Source organism: Reyranella sp. (genome assembly GCF_965249915.1).
In the GTDB taxonomy this organism is placed as follows: Bacteria; Pseudomonadota; Alphaproteobacteria; order Reyranellales; family Reyranellaceae; genus Reyranella.
In genome coordinates this window covers 1,751,672-1,777,127 of record NZ_OZ252257.1, presented here as the reverse complement: position 1 = coordinate 1,777,127, position 25,456 = coordinate 1,751,672, and the positions used below count along the sequence as shown (strand labels likewise).

Sequence of the window (25,456 nt, the reverse complement as noted above, 5' to 3'; positions counted from 1 at the left end):
ATTGCCGAAATCCCTTCATGTGTTATACGAAAATAGATGAACTCTCTGCCCAGCTGGGACGTCTACCGGACCTTCGAGGCCGTCCTGCGGGAAGGGTCGCTCTCGGGCGCGGCGCGGGCGCTCCAACTGACCCAGCCCAGCGTCGCCCGCCATATCGATGCGCTCGAGAAGGCGATCGGCGTCGCGCTGTTCGTGCGAACGCCGCGCGGTCTGTCGCCCACCGATGCGGCGCTGGAATTGAAGCCGTTCGCCGAACTGCTCGCGTCGACGACGGCGGCGCTTCTGCGCACGGCGGAAGGCCGCCTGGGGGAGGTCCGTGGGACGGTGCGGATCAGCGCCAGCGAGGTCGTCGGAATCGAGCATCTGCCGGCGATCCTGGCACGGCTGCGCCGACAGCATCCCGCCCTCACGATCGAGTTGTCGCTCTCCAACGCGCTCGACGACCTCCTCCAGCGCAAGGCCGATATCGCGATCCGAATGGTCCGCCCCGAACAGAAGGCCCTGGTCGCCAAGCGCATCGGCTTCATCCCGGTGGGCCTCCACGCGCATCGTGACTATCTCACGCGGCGCGGCGTTCCCGCGAGCCTGGACGATCTGCGGCACCACGATCTGATCGGGTATGACGCAGAAACGCCGGCCATCCGGGCGGTCGCCCAGCACTATCCCGCGCTCGATCGCGCAGCCTTCGCCCTGCGGGTCGACAGCGATGTGGCGCAACTTGCGGCGATCCGGGCCGGCTTCGGGATCGGCATCTGCCAGGTGCCGATCGCCGCCTCCGAGAGCGATCTCGTGCGGGTCCTGCCTCGGGCATTCACCCTCAATCTCGAGACCTGGATCGCGATGCACGAAGATCTCCGCAGCAGCGCGCGCTGCCGCGCCGTATTCGATGCACTCGTCGAGGGACTGATGCCGCTCGTGCAGGGCAAGACCTGAAGCGGGCGCGATACAGGCTCGCGGACGGGGCGGAGCGGTCCTTGCTTGGCGCACCCGGCTGGATTCGAACCAGCGGCCTACCGCTTAGAAGGCGGTTGCTCTATCCACTGAGCTACGGGCGCAAGCCAATCAGTGCGGGGTTCCTGAGCCCTCTTCCCCCGCCGCTCCGTCCCGTTAGGGACTGCCGTTGGGGACTCGGCCTCAATCTGCCCTCTCTTGCCTCTCAACGACGATCGCCCGCAAGGTCGGAAATCTGCCCGCAGAGAGGCTGTGTCTTTTATGGCGCCGCGTTGGCGACGTCCAGCCAGCCTCTGTACTCCAGCACGACGCTTACCGCGAATTCGCTCTCACAACGGGCCGCCCCGGGATCTCGACCAGATTTTCGGCCAACCACCGCCGGGCTTCGTGGAGGCTCTCAAACAGGTTGATCGGGCGGTCGTTACGGGTGGCCTGGGCGAACAACTCCGCGAACCCCTCGCGTTCGGGATCGACCACGAAAGCAATAGGACCCCGCGGGCCGGCATCGGGCGCGCTGCGGAGAGCAGTGGCGATATCGCTCACCTTCTCCCGGGTCACCGACGACGTCGAGCCTGTGATGTCGACGATCTTCGCATAGCCCCGCAGCTCGGCCGGCTTCATCTTCTCTATGCTGGCGAGGATTTCCTTATCGCTGATGTGCCCCCGGGCAACGATCAAGATGGTCCGGTTCAGCGGACATACGTTCATGTGAATCGGCATCGCACCCACCCATAGCGACAGCCCGTGACGGGCCGCGTTCACTTCCGCCCATAGCGGACGATTCAGCGAACGCCCGACTGCCTTCCCACGGGCAGTCGAGCCTCGCGCCAACCCGGTCGACCTTCGCCAGCCGGGACCCCAAACATCAGGACCACTTCGTCCTGTGCGACCTAGAATAACTCTACCAGCTGTCGCGTAACTTACACGACGTCTGCGCAGGCGCCGTACGCCAAACAGAGACCGCCGTGGCCTGATGCTGGCCCGCCCTCAGCAACTCCGCTTCCAAAATCATGTCTGGCCTCGGCAAGGAACCCGGGCTTGCGTACAGCTAGGACGGCGAGTCTTTCGCGTCTGTCCCGAATTGCACACATCGGCTCAATCCGGGCCGTCTGCCGCCAGCTCGAACCGGGAAACCGATGGAGAGTTCAAGATGAAGCCGAAGACGTTCAGCCTGGCGCCGTTGGCCGTGGCGATCTGCGCACATCGCTGGACGTATTCGTGGAACGGCGAACCTCAATTGACCACTTCATCATGGCCGAACAGAAAAAGCTCCGGGCACTCTGAGGGCGCCGGCTGTCTCGGTCTGGCGAGACCATCATGCGTGATCAGGACAACCCCGTATCCGGCCGGGTCGTCCGGTGTCAGGGTCGCGAGGCATCCCATTCTGCGAATGCCGGGGACGGGCGTCTCGAAGTAGTAGGCCTTGGCGCGCATCACCGGCAACGGCAGGCCTGCGGCTGCCAGTTCGGCATAGAGTGCCTCGACACCCCTGCCCCCGCGCAACACCTGCTGCAAACGGGCGGCGATACCGGCGCGCACGTTCGCCCGGGCAGCGTGAAACGCCACCTCGCCGAGCAGGAGCCGCTGACCTTCGAGCGGTGTGTATTCGGTCACCAGGTCCGGCCAGACCGGCAGGTGCCCCTCGCTCGCATTGCTACAGATGTTCGAAGCGCGCTCGGGCAGCGTCGATCGAGGCAGCTTGAGCGCGACCGGGCAGATCCCCAGGTCGACGAACTCGCCTGCTGTTTCGATGTAAGTCATTTCCTCGGGCGGGCGCACCAGGGCACGAAGGATGGGACCAGGGTCGATCCCCATTTCGAGGACATAGGCAACGACGAGGGCGGAGGTCGCCCGCCCTTCCGTGACGCCCCGCGCGCGACTCGTCGCGGCGTCGCGGGCGTCACCGTCCTGCGGTGCATAGAAGGCATGGAAGCCCAGCCGGCCGCCGACCTCGAGTTGCCGGTCGGCCTCCGGACCGGCCGGCCTGGGTGTGCTGCCGCCGAGGAAGGCAATCGCACAGGAGGACAGGCAGCGCTTGCCGCTGCGCACGATGGTCGCAACGCCGAACTGCCGCAGGAGCCGGCCCACGCGCATCCCCTCCTCCAGGGCGCCCCCCTTGCTGTCCATCGACAGGACCGCCAGGGAGCCTCCGGGCTTGGTTCCTCCGCGTCCCTTGAGGTCCTCGAGAATCCTCTTGAGGTGATCGGAATCGCCGCGCTCGAACGGGCCGGTAAGTCGTATCTCGTGGTTGAGATACCCGCCGGATCCACCGGCAACGCGTTCCGTCGCGACGGTAAGGGTCATGGCATGGCTGGTCGCTGCAGCGAACAAGATCGCGGCGACCGCGACGATGAAGACCGCTGTATGGATCGGAGACCGCCACGCAACGGTACTCCCGTCAGCGGCCGCGGACATTTGCACGAATTGCTCCCGAGGAACGTAACACTCGCGAAACAATTTACTGGGGAAGCGGGAGGAATAACCAACCCAACCCGTGTTCCTTTGACGCGTTCCACTACAAAGTATCGTGAGCCGTACACGTCGATCATTCAGGAGAGCGGGCACGCTCCGGACCCAGTTTCGTCCATAGCGCGATCGCCGTCAGCCCGGCGACGAGAGCGGCCAGAAGGAGCGCGACATCCATGCCGGCAACGGGCCAGAGGCGTGTCTCCGAAAGAGCGCGCCACAGAGCATCGCCGGAAGTCACCCCGTTGAGGACCACCGCCGCCACCCCGAGCAGTGCGATTGCGATGCATTGCTCTCGCCAGGCCGCTCGGGAACGTGACCAGGCGTGCACGAACGATCCCAGCCAGACCAGATAGAAGGCGCAGACCTCGAGATCGGCGCGCTCCAGTCCCCCTGCCGCCGCCGCTGGCGGCAAGAGGCGGTTGACGACGAAGAAGGTGAAGGTGGCGGCCACGATCCCGCTGACGGACCCGACGGCCAGGCCCTCGACCACGCGCACGCCCGCAAGGCCCAGTTGCGCATGGCGTTTGCGCCGCGACTCCAGCCAGAACAGGAAGCCTGTCGCGATCAGCACGCAGCCGGTGAGACCCAGTGCGAAGTAGAGCCAGCGCAGCAGCCAGTGGTCGAACTGGATGAAGTGGAAGCCGGTGATGAAACGATGCGCGTTCATGACCGGCTGCGCCGAGTGTCTCGACAGCACGGCGCCGGTGCCCGCGTCGAAATAGAGGGCGTCGACCGGCATGGTCACGCGATCGTCGACGAACGACCGCCGCACCTCGACATAGGCGTTCGCATCGCCCGGATGGAACACGCGCAACAACTGCGGCGTGCCGCCGCCCCACTCACGTAAAGCCTGCTCGACCATGGCATCCAGCGATGCCATGGGAACCCCAGGCCGATTGAGACGCGGTCGCCCATAGATGCCGTAGGACTCCTGCACGAAGGCCTGACGGTCGCCCCGGTAGGGCATCTCCCAGGTGATCGGGAAATACACGGTGAAGAAGATCATCAGACCGGACAGGGTAATGGCAAAGTGGAAGGGCAAGCCGAGCACGCCGGTCACGTTGTGCAGGTCGAGGATCAGACGTCGCGGCTTGTTCCGGGCGCGAAAGGTGAAGAAGTCGGCGAAGATCTTGCGGTGGATGATCACGCCCGACACGCAGAGTGCCAGCATTGCCATTCCCGCGAGACCCACGATCCAGAGGCCAAGCGACCAGGCCTTGAGGTGCAGATTGTAGTGGAAGGGATAGAGGAAGCCGGACGCGCCGAGGGTCCCCGCCTCCGGCAGGAGCATCGAAGTCGCCGGATCGGCATGGCGCGATACGAACGAGGCGCGGTCCTTGCGATAGCCGATGCGCGCGACCGGCTCCCGCTCGCTCGGAAAGAGGACCAGCCATTGCGGCGAGGCACCGACCTCGGGAGGCAGTTCTCGGACGAGCCGGTCGACCGACTCGAGACTGGCCGGTGCCAGCCGCGTCGCGGGCATCATCCAGCGGTCGATCTCGCGATCGAAGACCGACAGGGTGCCCATCCAGAAGACCGCGAACAGCACCGTGCCGAGGCACAGCCCCGCCCATGTGTGCAGCCACTGCATGGAGTCGCGGAAGTCCTTCCCCATGTCAGACCGATCCGCGTACCAATCGCATCGTGTCGCTCTAGAAGTCGGCGGTCAGCGAGACGCGGAAGGTGCGCGGCGCTCCCAGGAACATGAACGTCGCGGTCTGGTTGCTGCCGGCCCAGTAGTTGGCGTCGAGGACATTGTCGACGTCGAAGCGCGCCACCAGCATCTTGCCTTTGGCGCCCGGATTCTCGAATGCGTAGCGGGCGCCGAGGTCGAAGCGGGTCCATTGCGGCATCATGCGCCGCGGATAGGTCGTGTCGATGTACTGCGCGCCGGTATAGATCGCGCGCCCCGTCACGGTCAGGCCCGGCACGAACGGCAGGTCGACCTCGCCCGACAGGTTCAGCGTGAACTGCGGCGTGAACGGCGCGATCCAGCCGTCGGTCGTCCCTCCCGCCGTCTTGGCGAGGACCGGATTGAGGAACATGGCGCCGCCGAGAACGCGGAAGCCCTTCATCGGTTCGCCGAATACGTTCAACTCAAGGCCCTGGTTGACCTGCTGCCCGTTGACGTTCTGCGTGTTGGTGGTCGTGTTGGTGATCAGGCTGGGCTGCGTGATCTGGAACAGTGCAGCGGTGGTCGTGAGCTTGCCCCAGTCGACCTTCACGCCGACCTCGATCTGGTTGGACACGTAGGGCGGCAGGATGGTGCCCGCATTGGCGAACGGGACCTGTACGACGGTGCCCTGTTGCAGGCCCTGGATGTAATTGCCGTAAAGCGAGACGTTCTCGAGCGGCTTCACGATCAGCGCCACGGCAGGGCTGACGACGGTCTGGTCGTAGTTCGAGGTCAGCGCACCAGTCACGGCATTGTAGTTGGCGGACTGCACGTTCTGCGCCCGCAGGCCGGCCGTCAGCTGCACGCGGTTGTTCAGCGAAGAGATCGTGTCGGCGATGCCGATGCTGTTGAAGCCCGAGGTGGATGTCTTGTTCGCCGCCGGCGTCGGGATGTTCGGCCGGGCGATCAGCGTCGGGGCGTAGATGTTGGTGGCAAAGGTGCCGCCCTGCGACAGGTTCACCTGGCCGTTGTCCTGCTGCAGGGTCGAGGCAGTGATCGCGAGCTCGTGGTTGAGGTCCGCCGTGGCGAACAAGGCGCGCAGGCCGCCCTGCGCCGTCAGGCTCGTCGTGTACTGGCTGAAGTTCAGCGGCGCCAGCGCCGTACCCGCGCCGTTGAAGTTCGTGATGGTCGTCGCCGCCGAATAGAGACCGCCCATGCGGTAATCATGCGCTCCGGCAGAGGCGTAGAGCGTGACATTGTCGGTGATGTCCATCTCGAGCCGCAACACGCCGAACGCATCCTTGCGGCCCTGGAAGCCCCAGGGCTGCGCGGTCGGGTTGGTGCGGACATTCGGGGCATACGGAAGTTGGACGCCCGGCGCGAGGGTCAGATAGGGCGTGATGCCGGAGATGTACTGGTTCTGATATCCCAGGTCGGCAGACACCCTCACGCGCTCGCCGCGGAAGTCGAAGCCGACGAGCGCAAGCTCCCGCTCATCCGCGTTGTACTGGAGATCGGTTTGGCCGGCCCTGAACACGCCGTTGAAGCGCACGCCGAATTCCTTGTCCGCGCCGAAGCGGCGCCCGAAATCGACGTGACCCCCGAACTGGCTGCCGGAAATGTAGCTCGCCGTCGCCTGGGTCAAATCCTCATTGGGCGCGCGCTTGGGAACGACATTGATGTTGCCGCCGATCGAGCCGAAGGGCGGGATGCCGTTGAGCAGCGCACTCGGCCCCTTCAGCACTTCGACCCGCTCGGCCATCTCCGCCATGATCGACGAGTTGGGCAGCATTCCATAGAGGCCGCCATACGAGGTGTCGGAGTTGTCGACGGGAAAGCCGCGGATCTTGACCTGATCGGTGCCGGGACTGCTGTCGCCGCGGGTGATTCGAACCGACGGATCATCGATCAGCACGTCGCGGACCGTCTTGGCCTGCTGGTCCTGTGCCTTCTTCGCCGTGTAATTGCTTTGGTTGAACGGCGTGTCCATCACGGCGCGATTGCCCAGAAGCCCGAGCTGGCCGCCGGTCGCGACCTGTCCGCCGGCATAGGCCGGCGGGGCGTTGTCGATCATCGCCGTCGGCGGCACCGTGAAGGCGCCCTGAACCTGGACCGGATCGAGCACCAGCGCGCCGCTCGCCTCGGGCGCCCCCGAAATCGTCACCGACGTGGGCGAGGTGAAGCGATAGCTGATGCCCGTGCCGGAGAGCATGAGCCGCAGCGCCTGCTCGGCGGTCATGGCGCCCGCCACGGGCGTGCTGGTCTTGCCGGCGACGACGGAGGCGGTCACCGCGAACTGGAGGCCGGCCTGCTGGCCGAGCGTCGTCAGCGCCTGAGCGAGCGGCTGCGCTGGAATGTCGAAGGTCCTGGCGGGCGCGGCCTGAGCCTGCTCCGTGATGCGCGGCGATTGGGCCAGGGCCGGTACCTGGAAGGCCGCGAGCGAGCCCGCGGCAACGACGACGACCGCAAGGCCGTGCGCGGCCTGCGCCGTCGAGCGCTTGAATGACACGAGAGTTCTCTCCCCAGAGTCCGTTGCCGGCGGGTCACGGAATGTTGCGTGTGCGGACCGCAATCGGTCGCGCTCTCGAATCCATGACTGCGCGGGCTGGCCCGATTTGTAGGGGTGTGGCGAAAAAAAGACCGGAGCGGATCAGCGGCGCGAGACGATGAGCAGATACGGCGTGACTTCTGTGACCGTTGCCTTCTGCGACGCGGCCAGAGTCCGCAGTGCGTCGACCGGCTGCGTGAGATCGAAGACACCGGTGATGGCCTGCCGGTTCAGCGAACGGTCGGCGACGACGAGAGCGCCCGGCAGGTGACGCCCCAGAGTCTCGACGATGTCGCCGAACGAACTGTCGACGACGACAAGGCGCCGCGAGCGCCAGGAGGCAATCGACTCCGGCGCCGTCCGCTCGGGGCGGACCGATTTGTCGTTTCGGTCCAACACCAACCGATCACCCATGGTGAGCGCGTCGCTCAGCCGCTTGCCGTTGCGCAGGACCTCGACGCTTCCCGACTGAACCGCGACATCGACGGTGCTCGCGGTCTTGCCCACCTCGAAGGACGTGCCGGTGACGACGACGGAGACATCTCCCGCCAGAACCGAGAACGGCCGCTGCGTATCGCGCGTGACGCGGAAGAAGGCCTGACCGGAAAGAAGCGTGATCCGCCGATCACCCTCCCCGTAGTCGACGGCAATCGCGCTCCCGGCGTCGAGGTCGACGACGCTGCCGTCCGGCAGAACCACTTCCCGCAGTTCCGCGACACCGGTCGTGTAGTCGGCCAGCAGGTGCTTCTGGAGCACCGGGAAGGCAACGAACAGCACGCAGGCGACCGCAACGGCGGCGGCGGCGAACCAGCGGCCCCTGTGCGGCTTCCGCACTGGCAAGGGAACGACACGGCCCGTCGTCTGCTCGCCGGCGGGCGACGCGGCGGGCAGCTTCCCCAGCTCGGCCCATGTGGCCAGGACGGACGCATAGGCGTCGCGGTTGGCTTCCGACTGCGCGAGCCAGCGTTGGAAATCGCGTTCGAGACTCGCGTTGCCGGGCTCGGTTTCCCGGCGGAGCAGCCACTCCATCGCCCGTTCGATCTCGTCGCCCTGCTCTCTTGCGGAAGCGCCCACGAAAGTTTCCATCCCCGCTGCGGTGCCCCCTGCAACGAGGTCCCATCCTATAGAGCGAATCCGATGCACCATTTTGAATGGCGCGATCCAGTTTATTTTTGAACCTCGCGCTCGTCGCGCTGGCCGATGAGACGTCGCGTTGCGTGGGCGCCGGCGTCGCGAACGAGCTGGAAGGTGCGGGCGACGGAAATCCCGAGGTGATCGGCGATCTGCTGGAGGGTCTTGTCTTCCAGGCGATACATACGGAAGGCGATCTGGGTCCGCGCCGGCAGCTCCGCGATCGCCTCGGCGAGAAGGCGCAGCCTGTCGCGATGGATGACGACCTCCTCGGCGGAGGGGGCCTCGTGCGGGATGGTGTCGTAGGGCGCCAGCGCGGTGTCGGCCACCGTTTCGCGGGTCGCGCGGTTCAGGATGTCGAACGCGAGATTGCGCACGATCGAGTACATGTAATGCAGCGGATTGACGATTTCGGCGCCCTGCCCGTGGCGGGCCGAAAGCCGGATCCAGGCTTCCTGGACGATGTCCTCGGCCTTGGAGCGGTCCTGATTCAGGAGCCTGCTCGCATACTCCACGAGATCGTCCCGATGCGCGACGTAGAGGCCGAGAGAAGGATCTGAGGGGGACACGAAGAATGCCTGCGAATGGTTCGCATTCTTATATCCTCTGGGCAGACAAAAGCAATCCGCCCAGCCGCCCCCTGACGTGCCCGGCTCGCCAGGGCTATCGCAGGTCGCCCCAAGGGCGTTGCCGTCCGCTTGTCCGCGGAAGAGACAGGTCCGTCATTTCGTTCGTGGTGACAATGTCGCTGAGATTTGCGCAGTGCGCCGATCGATCGAACGGTGTCATCCCGAACGAAGTGAGGGACCCTTGTCTCAGATGCGATTGCCCTGCCCCGATCGCGGGGGTCAGTGCGTCCAGCGACCGACGCGGTTGAAGGCAAAATTGTCAGCGTAAGCCTTGGCCCGGACCGGGCGGCTATGCGGCTGCTCGACGGTATATTGCCAGCCGTTCTTCTCGGCATGGGCCTTGGCTTCCTCGAGCGTCGGGAAGAACAGGCGGACCTGCTGCATCGTATTGCGGGAGCTCGTCCAGCCCATCAGCGGGTCGATCCCCTTGCGCGACGGCTCCGGCTCGAGCACCCACTCGTGCGTATTGCCCGTTCCGGACTGCATGGCCGTCTTGGCCGGCTTGAAGATGCGAACCTGCATGGATCCCGCTACTCCGTTTTCGGGCGTGGTCGGGGCGGCCGGATTCGAACCGACGACCTTCTGCGCCCAAGGCAGACGCGCTACCAGACTGCGCTACGCCCCGCCGATACACCTCTTTGACGCGAGGGTTTCTACCAGCGGCCCCGCCGCCTCGAAAGCTCAATTTCCAGGTGCTACGATAGGTCCATGTTCGATCAGACGCCCGAGGAAGGCCGCCACGGCCGACGCGCCCCGTCCATAAACGTGCTGGGCGGCGTGCTGGAGCCCTGTTCCACCCAGCCCGTCACCGGCTTCTATCGCGATGGCTGCTGCAACACCGGGGCCGAGGATATCGGCCTGCACACGGTTTGCGTCGTCCTGACCGCCGATTTTCTGCTGTTTTCCCGGTCGCGCGGCAACGATCTCAGCACGCCGATGCCGCAATATGGCTTCCCGGGCCTCAAGCCCGGCGATCGCTGGTGCCTGTGCGCCAGCCGCTGGAAGGAGGCCTTCGATGCAGACGTCGCACCGCAGGTCGTGCTCGAGGCGACGCATGCCGTCACCCTGCACGTCGTCTCGCTGGCCGACCTGAAGCAGCACGCTTTCCGGCCGCACTGACCTAGAGCTGGGCCTCGCCGCGCAGCACCGGCACGCACTGGCCGGCAATGGTGGCCCGAATACCGTCGGAGCCCCGCCGCGCCACCACGCGCAACAGGCTTGGCCTTCCCATGACGACGCCCTGATGGATGTCGAGACGGAGTTCAGGCGCGTCGGAAAGCGACAGCAGCAATGCGCCGAGCGGCCCTGCGGCACTGCCGGTGGCGGGGTCTTCGATCGTGCCCCCCAGGGGCGCGAACATGCGGGCCTGAACACTCCCCTGCCCGGCATGGGCATAGAGATACAATCCGAGGCGGCCGTTCAGCGCTGGCGTCTGTTCCACGGTCTGGCGGAATGACGGGAAATCCGGGGTCGCGCGCGTGAGCGCCGCCGGCTCGACTTCGGCGATGACGAAGGGATTGCCCAGAGAGGCGCCGACCGGCTTGTGGGCGCCGGCCCGAATGTCCGCGGGCGTCAGCGACGCGCAGGCGGCTACGGTCTCGACCGGCAGCTCCGGACCCAGCGAGAGCGGCTGCGGGGCCGCGATGGTCGCCCCGATCGGCGCGCCCGAGGGATCGCGCTCGACGTCGATTTCGACGAGGCCGGCCAGTTCCTCGAACAGGAGCTTGCCGTTCCGGTCCCTGCCCTGCTGCGCCAGCACATAGGCCGTGCCGACATTGGGATGGCCGGCGAACGGCATCTCGCGCGTGCGCGTGAAGATGCGGACCCGCGCCGTGTGCGCCGGATCGTCCGGCGGCAGCACGAAGGTCGTCTCGCTCAAGTTGAACTCGGCGGCGAGCGACTGCATCTCCGCATCGCTCATGCCCGCCGCGTCGGGAAAGACCGCCAGCGGATTGCCGCCGAACCGGGTGGTCGTGAACACGTCGACGGTGACGAACGAATAGGTGCGCATGGTTCAGAAGATCCCGTCCACCTGGCCATCCGCCGTCAGCCGGATATTCTCCGCCGCCGGAACGCGCGGCAGGCCCGGCATGCTCATGATCTCGCCGGCCATCGCCACGACGAAGCCGGCACCGGCCGACAGGCGCACTTCGCGGATCGGCAGCGTGTGGCCCGTCGGCGCACCGCGCAGTTCTGGATCGGCGGCGAAGCTGTACTGGGTCTTGGCGATGCAGACCGGCAGCTTGCCGTAGCCCGCCGCCTCCAGCGCCTTGAGGCGCCGCAGCGCCGGCCCGGCGATCGCCACGCCCGAGGCGCGATAGATCTCGCGGGCGATGGTCTCGATCTTTTCGGCGAGCGGCAGGTCGTCGGCATAGAGCGGCTTGAAGGCCGCCTTGCCCTCCTCGATGGTCGCGACCGCCGCCCGCGCCAGCGCTTCCGCGCCCGCACCGCCCTTGGCCCAGTGCTCGCAGAGATAGGCTTTGGCGCCGGCTGCCGCACACTTGGCTTCGATCAGTTCCAGTTCGGCCGGGGTATCTGTCAGGAAGCGATTGATGCCCACCAGCACCGGCAGACCGAACTTGCGCAGATTCTCGACATGACGCAGCAGGTTCGGCAGGCCGCGCTCGACCGCGCCGACATCTTCCTTCTCCAATGCTTTCTCGTCACCACCGCCATGCAGCTTGAGCGCCCGCACGGTGGCGACGACGACGGCAAGCTCGGGCTTCAACCCGGCCTGCCGGCACTTGATGTCGAGGAATTTCTCCGCGCCCAGGTCGGCGCCGAAACCGGCTTCCGTGACGACATAATCGCCAAGCGCCAGGGCGGCGCGGGTGGCGATCACCGAGTTGCAGCCGTGCGCGATGTTGGCGAAGGGGCCGCCGTGGATCAGCACGGGATTGTTCTCGAGCGTCTGTACGAGGTTCGGCTTGGCGGCGTCCTTCAACACGGCCGCCATCGCGCCGGCTGCCTTGAGATCGCCCGCCGTCACCGCCTTGCCCTCGCGCGTCTCGGCCACGACGATCCGCGCCAGTCGCTGCTCGAGATCCTCGAGATCGGCGGCGAGGCAGAGGATCGCCATGACCTCGGAGGCCGTCGTGATGTCGAAGCGCGTCTGCCGCGGAAAGCCGTTGGCGACCCCTCCCAGGCTCGCGACCATGTCGCGCAGCGCACGGTCGTTCATGTCGAGGACGCGCGGCCAGAACACGCGCCGGGCATCGATGCCCAGCGCATTGCCCCAGTAGATGTGATTGTCGAGCATGGCGGCCAGCAGGTTGTGTGCCGTCGTGATCGCGTGGAAGTCGCCGGTGAAATGCAGGTTGATGTCGGCCATCGGCACGATCTGCGCCTGGCCGCCGCCGGTGGCGCCGCCCTTCTGTCCGAAGCACGGCCCGAGGCTCGGCTCGCGCAACGCGATCGCGGTCTTCTTGCCGAGACGGTTGAGCGCGTCGCCCAAGCCGATCGTCGTGGTGGTCTTGCCCTCGCCCGCCTTGGTGGGATTGATCGCCGTGACGAGGATCAGGTGCCCCGGCTTGCGGCCGGCGAGCGACTTCACATAGTCGCCATCGAGCTTCGCCTTGTCGCGACCATAGGGCTCCAGCGCCTCTTCCGGGATGCCGAGGCGGGCTGCGACTTCCTTCATGGGCTTCTTGATTGCACGCCGCGCGATCTCGATATCCGACATACCCACTCCCAAAGCCACCATTTCAGGGACGCGACCCTAGCGAGGCAGGCGGGATGAGCCAACAGGAGAGAACATGAAGAGCTGGCCGAAATTCGACGGTGCGCTCAGCGACTATGTCGACGCCAACTGGCTGCGCGAGCCGCCGTTGCGCCGCCGGCTCCGCGAGGAGACGGCAACGCTGCCGCGCGCCGGCATGCAGATTTCCGCCCATCAGGGCCAGCAGATCGAACTGCTGGCGCGCGCCATTGGTGCACGACGGGCCGTCGAGGTGGGCACCTTCACCGGCTATTCCTCCCTGTGCATCGCTGCGGCGCTTCCCGAGAACGGCAAGCTGTGGTGCTGCGACGTCAGCCCCGACTATACGAAGGTCGCGCGCCGCTACTGGAAGCAGGCCGGCGTCGAGAGCCGCATCGAACTCACGATCGGACCCGCTCTCGGCACGCTCGACTGGCTGCTGGCGCAGGGATTGAGCGGCCAGCTCGATCTCGCCTTCATCGACGCCAACAAGGAAGACTACGACGCCTATTACGAGCGTTGCCTCAAGCTCGTGCGGCCAGGCGGCTTGGTGCTGATCGACAATGTGCTGTGGAGCGGCGCGGTCGCCGATCCCGCCGAAGTCGATAGCGACACGAAGGCGCTCCGTGCGCTCAATGCGAAGCTCGGGAACGACCAGCGCGTCGACCTCGCCCTTTTTGCCGTCGGCGACGGCATGACCTGCGCCCTGAAGCGCTAGGCGCTGAGGTCGCTAGGCGTTGCCGAAGATCGGGTGAAGGACTTTGTCCCCCGGCTTGATGCCCAACAGCTTGGCGCTGCCACCGTTGATCTCGAGGACGGCGCGCACCGGGAACTGGCTGGGAATCGTCTCGGTCGAATGCGGCACCGCGTTGGCATGGATCGACTTGATCGTGCCGTCGCCGGCGATGAACACCATGTCGAGCGGGATCAGCGTGTTCTTCATCCAGAAGCTGACCGGCGCATCCTTGTAGAAATCGAACAGCATGCCGTCGTAGGGGCCGAGCTTCTCGCGGAACATCAGCCCGCGCGCCCGCTGGGTGTCGTTCAACGCCAGCTCGACGTCGAACTTGATCTCGCGGCCGCCGGATACCACCACCAGTGACGAGCGCTCGAAGTGAAAATCGTTGGCGCCCTGCTGCGCCCAGGCGGCGCCGCCGGCCAGGACGAGAGGCGCTGCGAGGAAGAGGCGCCGGCCGAGCGGCGGCTTGGAGAGTGCTTGAACCATGGCCATGGATAGAGCGTGGACAGCGATTTCGTCAAACCGATGGCGCTTGCGTGAACTGTGTCACGTAACCATAGTGGCTGCCGGTCATCGGGGGGAGCCGCTTGGCGGCTGAGAGGTCCGGAAGGACGACCCCGAACCTGATCCGGTTAATGCCGGCGTAGGGACTGGTGGCTTCGTTGACGTCTTCGCCTGCTCTTTCGGTGCGTTCGGCACATATCGTCCTCGACGGCCACGTCGTGGCCGAGGACCTGTCCCTCGAGTTCCCCGGTGGCCGCACGACCTGCCTGCTGGGCCGCAGCGGCGTCGGCAAGACGTCCCTCCTGCGCCACCTCGCGGGCCTGCTGCCCGATACGAAAGCCGCCGGACCCGTCGCCTACATGGCCCAGCGCGACCTGCTGCTGCCGTGGCTCAGCGTGCTCGACAATGTGCTGTTGGGCTACCGGCTGCGCGGCGACGGAGCGGAGCGCCGCGCGGCCGAGCCCCGTGCGCGGTCTCTTCTCACGGAAGTCGGGCTCGGCGCCCGGATGCATGACCTGCCGCAGACCCTGTCCGGCGGCATGCGCCAGCGGGCGGCGCTCGCACGCACGCTCTGCGAGGACCGGCAGATCGTCCTGATGGACGAGCCGTTCGGCCATCTCGACGCGGTCACGCGGCTCGACCTTCAGGACCTGGCCGCGCGCCTGCTCCAGGGGCGGACGGTCGTGATGGTCACGCACGATCCGCTGGAGGCGTTGCGACTGGGCCATGGGATCCGCGTCCTGTCGGGCACGCCGTTTGCCGTGGGCCCGCTCATCGCCCCACCCGGCCCCGTGCCGCGCGATCCCGGCGACCCCGCGCTTCTCGCCCTTCAGGCGCGTCTGATCGGCGAACTGCGGAGCGGCGCGTGAGGCCGCTCATAACCGCGCTGGGCCTGATCGCCGCCTGGGAAGCGCTGGTCTGGCTGGCCGGCCTGCCGCCGTACATCCTGCCGCCGCCCTCGCGCGTCGCCGTGGTGCTGGCCCAACGGTTCGACCTCCTCGTCGAACAGGCCGCGTGGACGGCCGGCGAAATGGTCCTGGGGCTTGCGCTGGGGCTCGTGCTCGGCGCGACCCTCGCGGTGATCTTCGCCGCGTCGGCTGCCTGGCGCCGGTGGGCCTTGCCGCTCGTGATCGTCTCGCAAGCCATCCCGGTGATCGCGATCGCGCCCCTCCTCGTGCTGTGGCTGGGCTATGGCATGGCCTCCAAGGTCGCGATGGCGGCGCTGATCATTTTCTTCCCCGTGGTGAGCAGCCTCTATGACGGGCTGCGCCGGACCGATCCGGGCTGGCTCGAGCTTGCCCGCACGATGAATGCCCCACCGCGCGCCGTGCTGCTGCAGATCAGATTGCCCGCGGCCCTCCCCGCCTTCGCGTCGGGGGTGCGCATCGCCGCGGCCGTGGCGCCGATCGGGGCGGTGATCGGCGAATGGGTCGGCGCCAGCGCCGGGCTCGGCTTCCTGATGACCCAGTCGCTGGCCCGCGGGCAGACGCCTCTCGCCTTTGCGGCCCTCACCATCCTCTGCCTGCTCGGGCTCGCGCTCTACACCGCGGCAGACCGGCTCGCGCGGCGCCTCGTGCCCTGGCATCCCCCTCAAGGAGACTGACATGCAAACGATGACCCGCCTGATCGCCGTGCTGGCGCTCTGTTGCCTGGCCCATCCGGCCGCCGCGCAGGACAAGGTCCGCATCCTGCTCGACTGGTTCGTGAACCCCGATCACGCGGCGCTGGTCATCGCCAAGCAGCGCGGCCTGTTCGAAAAGCAGGGGCTCGACGTGGAGCTGATCGCGCCGGCCGATCCCAATGCGCCGCCCAAGCTGGTCGCGGCCGGCCAGGCCGACTATGCGCTGTCCTACCAGCCGACCTTGCAGATGCTGGCTGCCGAAGGCCTGCCGCTGGTGCGGGTCGGCGTGCTGGTGGCGCAGCCCCTGAACTCGCTGGTCGCGCTGGAAGACTCGTCCGTGAAGACCATTGCCGACTTCAAGGGCCGCAGGATCGGCTTCTCCGTCTCGGGCTTCGAAGAGGCGGTGCTGGGCGCCATGCTGGAGAGCGCCGGCCTGACGCTGAAGGACGTGACCCTGGTGAACGTGAACTTCGCGCTCACCACGGCGCTCATGAGCAAGCAGGTCGACGGCGTGATCGGCGCCTTCCGCAACTTCGAGCTGAACGACCTCGAGCTGAACAAGGCGAAGGGCCGGATCTGGCTGGTCGAGAAGCACGGCGTGCCGACCTACGACGAACTCGTCATCCTGGCCAAGCGCGAGACCGTCGACGCGGCCCGCACGAAGAAGCTGCTGGCCGCCCTTGCCGAAGCCACCGCCTGGCTGACGGCAAATCCGGCCGAGGCCTGGGCGAGCTTCTCGAAATACGGCAAGGACCTCGACAACGACCTCAACCGGCTGGCGTGGAGGGATACGGTCCCGCTGCTCGCCGCCGATCCGTCGGCGCTGGACCGGGCGCGCTATGCCACCTTCGCGGAGTTCCTCGTGATGCGCGGCTTGATCAAGCAGGCGCCGCCGCTCGACAGCTATCTGCGTGAGATCAAGTAGAGGCGTCCTCAGGCACTGCGGATCTCGACGACCTGCAGGCCCTTCTGGCCTTCGGCAATGCGGATCATCACCTTCTGGCCCGGCGCCAGCGCATCCAGGCCGTGCCGCCGCAATACCGCGGCGTGCACGAAGATGTCGCCGTCGGTCGTCTCGCGCGTGACGAAGCCGTAGCCGCGCTCGTTATTGTACCATTTCACCAGGGCGCTGATGTAGTCGCTCGTGGCGATCCCCTCGGGCACGGGCGGCGGTCTGGTCGTCTTGGCAATGGCCGTCGACTCGTCGACGCCGATCACCTTCATGACCTGCCACCCTTTCGGGCCCCGGACACCTGCGCAAATGACGGTTGTGCCGGGCTTGATATCCTCATGCCCAGCCTGTCGCAGTGTCGTCACATGCAGGAACGCGTCGCTATTATCGATGTCCAGGGCAAGAAATCCGTACCCTTTGACAGCGTTGAACCACTTTACTTTACCACGCAGCTCAACCGTACCGACGTCCCCGCTCGTCTCTCCCTGAAGGGTCGTCATTCAACGATCCCGTGTTGTTATGCATAAATCGTAAACATCCTGCGCGCCGGAAGCAACAGTCCTTGTCGACTATTGCAACCTCACGCTAGACGAATCGCCTGAAGCGTTCACGGGAGGACCGACAAGATGTTCAAGGCCGATCTGTTCAAGGGCAAGCGTTTCCTCGTCACCGGCGGCGGCACCGGTCTCGGCCGGATGATGATGGAGAAGTTCGTCGAGCTTGGCGCCGACTGTGTGATCTGCGGGCGCCGCGGCGGCGTTCTCGAAGAGACCGCGCGCCAGGTCATGGAGAAGCATCCCGGGCGCCGGGTCGACTTCCACACGGTCGACATTCGCGTCGCCAGTGCCGTCGAGGAGATGATCGAAACGATCTGGGCCACCGGACCGCTCGACGGACTGGTGAACAATGCCGCGGGCAACTTCATTTCACAGACCAAGGATCTCAGTCCCCGCGCCTTCGATGCGATCGCCAACATCGTGCTGCATGGCACCTTCTACATGACCAATGCCTGCGGCAAGCGCTGGATCGCCGAGAAGCGCAAGGCGAGCGTCCTCAGCATCCTCACGACCTGGGTGTGGACCGGCAGCCCCTTCGTCGTCCCCTCGGCCATGTCGAAGGCCGGCGTCGCCGTCATGACCCAGAGCCTCGCCGTCGAATGGGCCCGCCACGGCATCCGCCTCAACGCGATCGCGCCCGGCCCCTTCCCGACCGACGGTGCGTGGGCCCGGCTCAACCCGCTTCAGGAAGGCAACGACTCCCGCTACAACACGCGCAATCCGATGGGACGCGTCGGCCGTCCCAGCGAACTCGCCAACATGGCGGCCTTCCTGATGAGCGAGGAGGTCGAGTACATCAACGGCGAGGTGATCGCGATCGACGGCGCCATGGGAATCATGGGTAACGGCACCTTCTCCAACATGATGTCCTACAGCGAGGAGGACTGGGTTCGCATTCGCGAGCAGATCCAGTCGACCAATGCCGCCGACAAGGCCAAGCGCAGCTAGCGGCGGCTAGATGCGTGCCCCCTGCCGACCTGTGGCTTTCGTGCAACATGCTCGCACGAATGACACTGAGTAGGCTCCCGAGGGGCCAAAGTGGCCGTCCCTATTGGGTCTCCGGCCTCAATTGAGCCAAAGTGTCATGGTGTTTTGAGCCTACCAAAAACAAGCAATCACCGGGTCCCCGAGAGACCAATCGTGCAATCCAGTAACAAGCCGGTCGCCCCCATCATCGAGCATTTGCCCCGTCGGCAGTTGCTGCTCATGGGCACTGCCGTGACCGGCTTGTTGATGGTCCCTCCCGTCTTCGCGCAGAGCGTGGAGGCGCGGCACTGGCAGGGCTCGACCGCCGCCACTCGACAGCCCGAGCATGTGGTCGCCACGACCCTGGCCGAGTGGCGGAGTCTGTGGAGCCGGGTCGGCTCGCCCGCCCCCGACATGTTCGAAGCGGGCCGGATGAATGCCGTCGGGATTTTCCTCGGTCGCCGCGGCGGCGAGGGATACGCCGTCAACATCCTGTCGACGGCCCGCCGCCGGGATCGCATCGTCGTCGTCTTCGAGGAGCGCATGCCGGCGGAGATGATGATAGCGCAGCGCAGCGCCGCTCCCCGCCCCGTCGCCACGGCGCCGCCGGCCTCGGCCCTGCCGCAAGGTGCCACGGGCTTCGCGCCCGGGGCCCTCGGCTTCGCGGCGCCCGGGTCCGCCGCCGTCGCTCCGCCCCCGCCGCCGGCCGCGCGCCCCGCCGGACAGCCGACTTCGCCCTGGGCGATCATCCTGATCAACCGGGCCGATCTCCCGGTCTCGGTCGAGCAGCGCCTCTTCCGCTGAGGCGCACGCCCGATCAGTGGGAGTGCCGCGGCACGCCCTTGGTCTTGGCGATCTTCTGGTAGTTCACCGCAAAATCGAGGCAGGCACCGCTGGCCAGCTGGCCGACATACTTGCGCTGCAGTTCCTGCCACGGCGTCTGGCTGGGGACCACATTCGGCTTCCAGGCCTTCTTCCGCTTCGCCAGTTCCCTGGCCGTTATCAGGATGTTGGCGGTGCGCTTGCCGATGTCGACCCGGACCTTGTCGCCGGTCCTGAGCAGCGCGAGCCCGCCGCCCACCGCGGCTTCCGGCGAGGCATTCAGGATCGACGGGCTGGCCGAAGTGCCGCTCTGGCGGCCGTCGCCGATGCAGGGCAGCAGAAGCACGCCGCCCTTCACCAGCCGGTCGGGCGGCAGCATGTTCACCACCTCGGCAGCGCCCGGATAGCCCACGGGTCCGGCATTGCGGATGACCAGGATGCTGTTCTCGTCGATCGGCAGCTTGGGATCGTTGATGCGGTGGTGATAGTCCTCGGGCCCCTCGAACACGATGGCCGTGCCTTCGAAGGCGTCCCGGTCGTCCTTGCGCTCGAGATACTTCTCGCGGAATTCCTGCGAGATCACCGAGGTCTTCATGATGGCCGAGTCGAAGAGGTTGCCGCCGAGCACGGCGAAACCCGCCTGGTCGAGCATCGGCTTGTCATAGGTCTTGATCACCTCGCCATCGGCCTTGATCGCATGGCGCAGGTTCTGCGCCATGGTCTTGCCCGAGACGGTGAGCGCATCGCCATGGATCTTCTTGCGATCGAGAAGCTCCTTCATCACGGTCGGCACGCCGCCCGCGCGGTGGAAGGCCTCGCCGAGATACTTACCGGCCGGCATGCAGTTCACCAGCAGCGGGATGTCGTAGCCGATCCTGTCCCAGTCCTTGTTCTCGAGCTTCACGCCGATGTGGCGCGCGATGGCGTTCACGTGCGGCGGGCAGTTGGTCGAGGCGCCCAGCGCACTCGCCGCAACGATCGCATTCTCGAAGGCCTTGCGGGTCAGGATGTCGGAGGGCTTCAGGTCCTCCCAGACCATGTCGACGATGCGCTTGCCGGTCTCGTAGGCCATCTGTCCGCGCTCCTTGTAGGGGCCGGGAATGGCGGCGCAGCCGGGCAGCGACATGCCGAGCGCCTCGGCCATGCTGTTCATCGAAAGCGCGGTACCCATCGTGTTGCAATGGCCGACGCTGGGCGCACTCGACGCCACCATCTCGATGAACTTCTCCATGTCGATGCGGCCCGCGGCCAGTTCCTGGCGCGCGTACCAGACGATGGTGCCGGAGCCCGCGAGGCCGCCGGCGAAATGCCCGTCCAGCATCGGTCCGCCCGACAGGACGATGGCCGGAATGTCGACGGTGGCCGCGCCCATGATCATCGCCGGCGTGGTCTTGTCGCATCCCGTCGTCAGGACGACGCCGTCGAAGAAATAGCCGTATAGGCATTCGACGAGGCTGAGATAGGCGAGGTTGCGGTCGAGCGCCGCGGTCGGACGTTTGCCGGTCTCCTGGATGGGATGGACCGGAAATTCGATGGGAATGCCGCCGGCGTCGCGAATGCCGTCGCGCACGCGCGTGGCCAGGTCGAGATGATGGCGGTTGCAGGGCGAGAGGTCGCTGCCCGTCTGGGCGATGCCGATGATCGGCCGGCCACTGCGCAGCTCGGCCAGGGTGAGGCCGAAGTTCATGTATCGCTCGAGGTAGAGAGCGGCCATCGTCGGGTCGCCCTTGGCGTCGAACCATTCGCGGCTGCGCAGCTGGCGTTTGCCGCCGTTCCCGCTCTTCTTGCTGGCCATCCATTTCCTCCAGATTTGTTGCCGCAACCCTGAGAGAAGGTTTGCCGGAAGTCCAGCGCCTCGCTTGAGGTCCGACCGATGCCGTGGGACTTTCGGTCATGAGCAGCTCTCCGGACATCGTTTGCCTCGGCGAACCCCTGATCGAATTCAACCGGCCGAAGGAAGGTGACGGCCGCACCTGGCTGCAGGGCTTCGGCGGCGATTCCCAGAACGTGGCCATTGCGGCGGCCCGCCAGGGCGCCTCGACCGGCTACCTGACCGGCGTCGGCCAGGACTGGATGGGCGACGCCTTTCTCGATCTCTGGAAGAGCGAGGGCGTCGACGCGTCGAGGGTCACGCGGCATCCCACGGCGCCGACCGGCGTCAGCTTCGTCACCCACTCCGCGGCGGGTCACAAGTTCGACTATCTGCGCAAGAACTCCGCCGCCTCCCTGATGTCGCCCGACACGCTCGCGGCGGATTACATCGCGGGCGCCAAGGTCTTCCATCTCTCGGCGATCGGCCAAGCGATCAGCGAGAGTGCGCGCGAGACTTGCCATGCGGCCATCGACGTCGCGCGCAAGGCCGGCGTGAAGGTCTCCTACGATACCAATCTGCGCCTGCGGCTCTGGGAGCTCGACGTCGCGCGCAAGGTCATCGACGCCACCATCGCGCGCTGCGACATCGCCCTGCCCAGCCTCGACGATTCCCAGCAGCTCACGGGGCTGAAAGAGCCCGAGGCAATCGCCGACTACTATCTCGGTCTCGGTGCCCCGCTGGTCGCCCTCAAGATGGGCGCGGAGGGATCGCTGATCGCCACCCGCGAACGGAAAACCCGCATCGCCCCGTACAAGGTCGAGGCCGTGGACGCGACCGGCGCCGGCGACACGTTCGATGGAGCTTTCCTCACCCGCCTGCTGGCCGGCGACGATGCGGACACGGCGGCACGTTATGCCAATGTCGCAGCGGCGCTTTCCACCACCGGATACGGCGCGGTGACGCCCATGCCGCGCGCGGCGGACGTGCTTACCGCGCTGAAGCGCTCCGCCTGACCCTCGGCATCAAGGCTCGCACGAAGCGGCCGAATACCGTCGCCTGCTGCACGATCCAGCCGCGGCCATTGTCGGCATCGACGGCGGGATCGTCGACGCCGGTCGGCCGGATCCTGGCGTCATAGATCGCCGTCCCGAACAGGATGTCCCAGATCGGGAACACGGGGGCAAAGTTGTGGTCCTGGATGTGGCGCTCGCCCGGTGTCGACAGGGCGTGATGCAGGCGATGGAAGCGCGGGCCCACGAGCAGCCGCTCGACCAGCCAGCCGAAGGACATGTCGACGTTGGCATGCGACCAGCTTTCGATCAGGCGGCCCACCATGAGGATGGTGACATACTCGCCCGGCTGGACGCCGACGAACTGGGAGAACAGCACCAGCGCCAGGGTGATGAGCAGGTCGTCGATCACGTGATTGCGGTCGTCCGTCCACACCGTCATACGGCGCTGGCTGTGATGCAGGCTGTGCAGCGCCCACCACCATCCGAAGACATGCTGCCCCCGGTGCAGCCAGTAGGCGGCGAAATCGTAGAGCACGAAGTAGACGAGAAACGAGACCAGGGCGTTGTCACCGATCCAGGGCAGCAGTCGCTCCAGCCGCGGCGGCATGTAGCCCCAGCTCCGCACCGCCAGCTCGATCTCCTGAACCAGCGGATAGGTCAGGATGAAGATCGCGAGCGGTATGATTCCCAGCTTGTTCAGCACCGTGTAGATGCGGTCGACCATGATGAGGTCGTCGTCGGTCCCAGCCTTCTCCAGCGGCCAGCGGCGCTCGAAGAAGCGCATGCCGACCGCGATCACCGCGATCTGGACCACGCCCAGCATCACGAACTCGACCGCGCTATAGCCCGGCTCGTACCAGGCCATCAGGCCGAAATGGAAAAGGACGGGGCTGACCAGGGTCTCGAACAGCCAGGCCTGGACGCCGACCCAGATGTCGATCAGGTCGCGCATCGCGCGCCTACTTGGGGTCGGCCGCCGTCGATGCCGCTCGCACCGGCATGCCGGCGGTGACCGTCGCCGTGGACTTCAGCATGAAGACGCCATGCGGGGACTTGCCCACGGGCACGTTGCCGACGACCTTCATCGTCTCGATGTCGACGATCGCGACCTTCCGCAGGAAGCGCTGGGTCACCCAGAGTTCGCGCCCGTCGGGCGTGATATCCATGCAGTCGGGCCCGCCCGGGATGCGGACGCTCGCCACGACCTTGGGCTCGTCCTTGGTGTCGATCAGCGTAACCACGCCTTCGACGCGATTGCTCAGGAAGTAATGGCGGCCATCGCCCTTCGGAAAGAAATTATGGGCGCCCTTGCCGGTCTGGAGGCTGCCTTTCACCGAACCGTCCTTCGGATCGACGGTCACGATCCGGTCTTCGCCGGTCAGCGCCACCAGCAGGCGCTTGTCGTCCGGCAGCATCACGACGCCCGCCGGCGCGTTGCCGACGGGGACGTTCCACTTGAGCGTCTGCGTCGCCAGGTCGAAGGCGGCCAGCCGCCCACTCTGCTGCAAGGTGACGTAGACCGTCTTGGACTCGGTATCGAAGGCGATGTGGCTCGGCAGCCCGTCGATGAAGATGCGGCCGGCGAGACGAAACCCGTCGGCATGATAGATGTCGACATGGTCGAGGCGGTAGGCCGCCGTGACGAACCATTTGCCGTCGGGGCTGAAGCCCAGATGGTAGGGATCCAGGATGTCCTTGACGACCCGCTTGCGCTCGCCGGTCTTGATGTCGAGGGCGAGCAGTTCGTTGGTCGCCGTCGAGCCGATCAGCACTTCCTTGCCGTCCGGGGACAGGATCAGGTGGTGGGGCTCTCGCCCGACCGGAAGGCGCACGACCTCGGTGCGCGTGCTGCGGCTGAGGACGCTGTAGGACGCTTCCTCGGAATTCAGGATGAGGACGGAATCGGCTCGCGCGACCCCGCTCACCACAAGCGAAAACGCCAGCGCCGCGATCGACAACCTATTCATGGGGGTAGCCGCTGCTCCTTGAAGCTTTTCTTGAAGCACCTTTCACGGCCTTTCGCTAGCGGCGTTTGAGTGTCGAGGCCGTGGCAGCCAGCCGTTCGACGCTTTGCCAGTCACCTGTTGCCACGGCGACACGCGGAGCGACCCACGAACCGCCCACACAGGCCACGTTCGCGAGCGCGAGATAGGCCGGCGCCGTCTCCGCCGTGATTCCGCCGGTCGGGCAGAAGCGCAGATTGGCGAGGGGCGCACCGACCGCCTTGATCCATGTCAAACCGCCGGCCGCATCGGCGGGAAAGAACTTGAGGACCTGAAAACCCAGCTCCGCCAGCGCCATCGCCTCCGACACCGTCTGGACGCCCGGCAGGAACGGTATGCCGGATGACCGTGCCACCCGGGCGAGGGCTTCGGTGCAGCCTGGGCTTACGGCAAAGCGCGCACCGGCGCGCTGCACCAGGTCGAGCTGCGCCGGATTGAGCACGGTCCCTGCGCCCACGATCGCGTCCGGCACCTCGGCGACGATCGTCCGCAAGGCCTCGAGCGCCATCGCCGTGCGCAGCGTGATCTCGAGCACCGGCAGGCCGCCCCTGACGAGGGCCCGGGCCAGGGGTACGGCCGTTTCGGGCGTTTCGATGGTCAGGACCGGGATCACCGGCGCCCGTGCGGCGATGGCGGCGATGTCCCCCGCCCCGTCCATCGTCAGACGCTCCAGCCGCCGTCGATCACGTTGACCGTGCCGGTGGTGAAGGCCGATTCGTCGCTGGCGAGGTAGGTCGCGAGGGCGGCGATCTCCTCGGCCGCGCCGAACCGGCCGGTCGGCTGGCGCTGCAGGAAGAACTGCCGGGCCTCGCCGCCGCCGCCCAGGGCCGAGATGCGCTCGTCGAGGGACGGGGTCTGGACCGTGCCCGGGCAGATCGCGTTGCAGCGGATACCCTTGGAGACATAGTCGACCGCCACCGACTTGGTGAGGCCGATGACGGCGGCCTTGGTCGTTCCGTAGATGAAGCGCAGCGCCGCGCCCTTCACTGAGGAGGCCGCCGACGACATGTTGACGATGGAGCCGGAGCCCTTGCCCAGCATGCCCGGCAGGAAGGCCTGGATCGTCCAGAACATGCTGCGGACGTTCAGGTCGAAGGCGAACTGCCACTGCTCGTCCGTGGCCTCCAGGACCGTGCCATGATGGACGAAGCCTGCGCAGTTGAAGAGGACGTCGACCGCGCCCGTCTCCGCCGCCAGCCGGCCGATGGCGCCCTTGTCGAGCACGTCGAGTTCGCGCGTCGTCACGCCTTCAACGCCTTTCAGCGCCTCGAGCTTTCCGGCATCGACATCGGTCGCCCAGACCTTGCCCCCTTCGCGCGCAAACGCGCGCGCCGTGGCCGCGCCGATCCCCTGCCCGGCCGCCGTGACGACACAGGTCTTGTCCTTGAGACGCATTTCTTCCTCCCCCGGCCCGACCTTCTTCGAT

Annotated in this window: 25 protein-coding genes, 2 tRNA genes and 1 riboswitch; of the genes, 9 read left to right on the top strand and 18 right to left on the bottom strand. The window is 66.5% G+C overall.

The window, feature by feature from the left end:
- Positions 1-36 precede the first annotated feature (36 nt).
- Positions 37-933, top strand: coding sequence for a LysR family transcriptional regulator (locus ACP15H_RS08940; RefSeq protein ID WP_425065846.1), 897 nt, complete (start codon positions 37-39; stop codon positions 931-933).
- Positions 934-979: 46 nt separating this feature from the next.
- On the opposite strand, the gene ACP15H_RS08935 is transcribed toward ACP15H_RS08940, so the two are convergent.
- The 9 genes from ACP15H_RS08935 to ACP15H_RS08895 all read right to left on the bottom strand — a co-directional run bounded on the left by ACP15H_RS08935 (position 980) and on the right by ACP15H_RS08895 (position 9,968).
- Positions 980-1,055 (bottom strand) — tRNA-Arg (locus ACP15H_RS08935).
- A gap of 208 nt (positions 1,056-1,263) precedes the next feature.
- The gene (locus ACP15H_RS08930) at positions 1,264-1,671 is read right to left on the bottom strand and encodes a hypothetical protein (protein WP_425065845.1); all 408 of its coding nucleotides are present in this window, start codon (positions 1,669-1,671) and stop codon (positions 1,264-1,266) included.
- 513 nt (positions 1,672-2,184) lie between these two features.
- The gene (locus ACP15H_RS08925; protein ID WP_425065844.1) at positions 2,185-3,255 is read right to left on the bottom strand and encodes a hypothetical protein; all 1,071 of its coding nucleotides are present in this window, start codon (positions 3,253-3,255) and stop codon (positions 2,185-2,187) included.
- Positions 3,256-3,496: 241 nt separating this feature from the next.
- Positions 3,497-5,035, bottom strand: a complete 1,539-nt coding sequence (locus ACP15H_RS08920) for a PepSY-associated TM helix domain-containing protein (RefSeq protein WP_425065843.1) — start codon at positions 5,033-5,035, stop codon at positions 3,497-3,499.
- A 37-nt stretch (positions 5,036-5,072) separates the two neighbouring features.
- A complete protein-coding gene (locus ACP15H_RS08915) occupies positions 5,073-7,544 on the bottom strand; it encodes a TonB-dependent siderophore receptor (protein ID WP_425065842.1) in 2,472 nt (823 codons plus the stop codon).
- 141 nt (positions 7,545-7,685) lie between these two features.
- On the bottom strand, positions 7,686-8,657 hold the full coding sequence (locus ACP15H_RS08910; protein WP_425065841.1) for a FecR family protein: 972 nt from the start codon (positions 8,655-8,657) through the stop codon (positions 7,686-7,688).
- Positions 8,658-8,749: 92 nt separating this feature from the next.
- A complete protein-coding gene (locus ACP15H_RS08905) occupies positions 8,750-9,283 on the bottom strand; it encodes a sigma-70 family RNA polymerase sigma factor (RefSeq protein WP_425065840.1) in 534 nt (177 codons plus the stop codon).
- A 279-nt stretch (positions 9,284-9,562) separates the two neighbouring features.
- Entirely contained in the window at positions 9,563-9,865 is a 303-nt protein-coding gene (locus tag ACP15H_RS08900; RefSeq protein ID WP_425065839.1) for an ETC complex I subunit, read from the bottom strand.
- 26 nt (positions 9,866-9,891) lie between these two features.
- A tRNA-Pro gene (locus tag ACP15H_RS08895) sits at positions 9,892-9,968 on the bottom strand.
- An 83-nt stretch (positions 9,969-10,051) separates the two neighbouring features.
- Here ACP15H_RS08895 and ACP15H_RS08890 point away from each other — a divergent pair.
- Complete coding sequence (locus ACP15H_RS08890) at positions 10,052-10,462, top strand: DUF2237 family protein (RefSeq protein WP_425065838.1); 411 nt, start codon at positions 10,052-10,054, stop codon at positions 10,460-10,462.
- Position 10,463: 1 nt separating this feature from the next.
- Here the strand turns inward: ACP15H_RS08890 and ACP15H_RS08885 are convergent, their stop codons facing one another.
- Entirely contained in the window at positions 10,464-11,354 is an 891-nt protein-coding gene (locus ACP15H_RS08885; protein ID WP_425065837.1) for a PhzF family phenazine biosynthesis protein, read from the bottom strand.
- A gap of 3 nt (positions 11,355-11,357) precedes the next feature.
- The gene (locus ACP15H_RS08880) at positions 11,358-13,025 is read right to left on the bottom strand and encodes a formate--tetrahydrofolate ligase (protein WP_425065836.1); all 1,668 of its coding nucleotides are present in this window, start codon (positions 13,023-13,025) and stop codon (positions 11,358-11,360) included.
- A 73-nt stretch (positions 13,026-13,098) separates the two neighbouring features.
- On the opposite strand from ACP15H_RS08880, the gene ACP15H_RS08875 reads away from it, so the two are divergent.
- The gene (locus tag ACP15H_RS08875; RefSeq protein WP_425065835.1) at positions 13,099-13,758 is read left to right on the top strand and encodes an O-methyltransferase; all 660 of its coding nucleotides are present in this window, start codon (positions 13,099-13,101) and stop codon (positions 13,756-13,758) included.
- Positions 13,759-13,770: 12 nt separating this feature from the next.
- On the opposite strand, the gene ACP15H_RS08870 is transcribed toward ACP15H_RS08875, so the two are convergent.
- Positions 13,771-14,265, bottom strand: coding sequence for a DUF192 domain-containing protein (locus ACP15H_RS08870; RefSeq protein WP_425065834.1), 495 nt, complete (start codon positions 14,263-14,265; stop codon positions 13,771-13,773).
- Positions 14,266-14,345: 80 nt separating this feature from the next.
- A riboswitch (TPP riboswitch) is annotated at positions 14,346-14,447 on the top strand.
- Between the two features lie 18 nt (positions 14,448-14,465).
- Here ACP15H_RS08870 and ACP15H_RS08865 point away from each other — a divergent pair.
- From ACP15H_RS08865 to ACP15H_RS08855, 3 genes are read left to right on the top strand one after another with little or no spacing between them, the layout of a single operon-like run.
- Complete coding sequence (locus tag ACP15H_RS08865) at positions 14,466-15,152, top strand: ABC transporter ATP-binding protein (RefSeq protein WP_425065833.1); 687 nt, start codon at positions 14,466-14,468, stop codon at positions 15,150-15,152.
- Positions 15,149-15,886 (top strand): ABC transporter permease, encoded by a 738-nt coding sequence (locus tag ACP15H_RS08860; protein ID WP_425065832.1) that lies wholly within the window; start codon positions 15,149-15,151, stop codon positions 15,884-15,886. The genes ACP15H_RS08865 and ACP15H_RS08860 overlap by 4 nt, the downstream gene beginning before the upstream one ends.
- A gap of 1 nt (position 15,887) precedes the next feature.
- Positions 15,888-16,829, top strand: coding sequence for an ABC transporter substrate-binding protein (locus tag ACP15H_RS08855; protein ID WP_425065831.1), 942 nt, complete (start codon positions 15,888-15,890; stop codon positions 16,827-16,829).
- Between the two features lie 8 nt (positions 16,830-16,837).
- Here the strand turns inward: ACP15H_RS08855 and ACP15H_RS08850 are convergent, their stop codons facing one another.
- The gene (locus tag ACP15H_RS08850; protein ID WP_425065830.1) at positions 16,838-17,356 is read right to left on the bottom strand and encodes a cold-shock protein; all 519 of its coding nucleotides are present in this window, start codon (positions 17,354-17,356) and stop codon (positions 16,838-16,840) included.
- A 126-nt stretch (positions 17,357-17,482) separates the two neighbouring features.
- Here ACP15H_RS08850 and ACP15H_RS08845 point away from each other — a divergent pair, with 126 nt between their 5' ends.
- Together ACP15H_RS08845 and ACP15H_RS08840 are read left to right on the top strand one after the other, a co-directional pair.
- Positions 17,483-18,361 (top strand): SDR family oxidoreductase, encoded by an 879-nt coding sequence (locus ACP15H_RS08845; RefSeq protein ID WP_425065829.1) that lies wholly within the window; start codon positions 17,483-17,485, stop codon positions 18,359-18,361.
- Positions 18,362-18,553: 192 nt separating this feature from the next.
- A complete protein-coding gene (locus ACP15H_RS08840; protein ID WP_425065828.1) occupies positions 18,554-19,183 on the top strand; it encodes a hypothetical protein in 630 nt (209 codons plus the stop codon).
- A gap of 13 nt (positions 19,184-19,196) precedes the next feature.
- On the opposite strand, the gene ACP15H_RS08835 is transcribed toward ACP15H_RS08840, so the two are convergent.
- Entirely contained in the window at positions 19,197-20,996 is a 1,800-nt protein-coding gene (locus tag ACP15H_RS08835) for an IlvD/Edd family dehydratase (RefSeq protein ID WP_425065827.1), read from the bottom strand.
- A 98-nt stretch (positions 20,997-21,094) separates the two neighbouring features.
- Here ACP15H_RS08835 and ACP15H_RS08830 point away from each other — a divergent pair, with 98 nt between their 5' ends.
- Positions 21,095-22,027: a sugar kinase gene (locus tag ACP15H_RS08830; protein ID WP_425065826.1), complete on the top strand. Its 933-nt coding sequence runs from the start codon at positions 21,095-21,097 to the stop codon at positions 22,025-22,027.
- Here the strand turns inward: ACP15H_RS08830 and ACP15H_RS08825 are convergent.
- From ACP15H_RS08825 to ACP15H_RS08810, 4 genes are read right to left on the bottom strand one after another with little or no spacing between them, the layout of a single operon-like run.
- Positions 22,002-22,979, bottom strand: a complete 978-nt coding sequence (locus ACP15H_RS08825) for a sterol desaturase family protein (RefSeq protein ID WP_425065825.1) — start codon at positions 22,977-22,979, stop codon at positions 22,002-22,004. The two genes, ACP15H_RS08830 and ACP15H_RS08825, sit on opposite strands and share 26 nt — an antisense overlap.
- Positions 22,980-22,986: 7 nt before the next feature.
- The gene (locus ACP15H_RS08820) at positions 22,987-23,994 is read right to left on the bottom strand and encodes a PQQ-binding-like beta-propeller repeat protein (RefSeq protein ID WP_425065824.1); all 1,008 of its coding nucleotides are present in this window, start codon (positions 23,992-23,994) and stop codon (positions 22,987-22,989) included.
- A gap of 55 nt (positions 23,995-24,049) precedes the next feature.
- Positions 24,050-24,688: a bifunctional 4-hydroxy-2-oxoglutarate aldolase/2-dehydro-3-deoxy-phosphogluconate aldolase gene (gene eda / locus ACP15H_RS08815; RefSeq protein WP_425065823.1), complete on the bottom strand. Its 639-nt coding sequence runs from the start codon at positions 24,686-24,688 to the stop codon at positions 24,050-24,052.
- A gap of 2 nt (positions 24,689-24,690) precedes the next feature.
- Complete coding sequence (locus tag ACP15H_RS08810) at positions 24,691-25,425, bottom strand: SDR family oxidoreductase (protein WP_425065822.1); 735 nt, start codon at positions 25,423-25,425, stop codon at positions 24,691-24,693.
- Between the last annotated feature and the right edge of the window lie 31 nt (positions 25,426-25,456).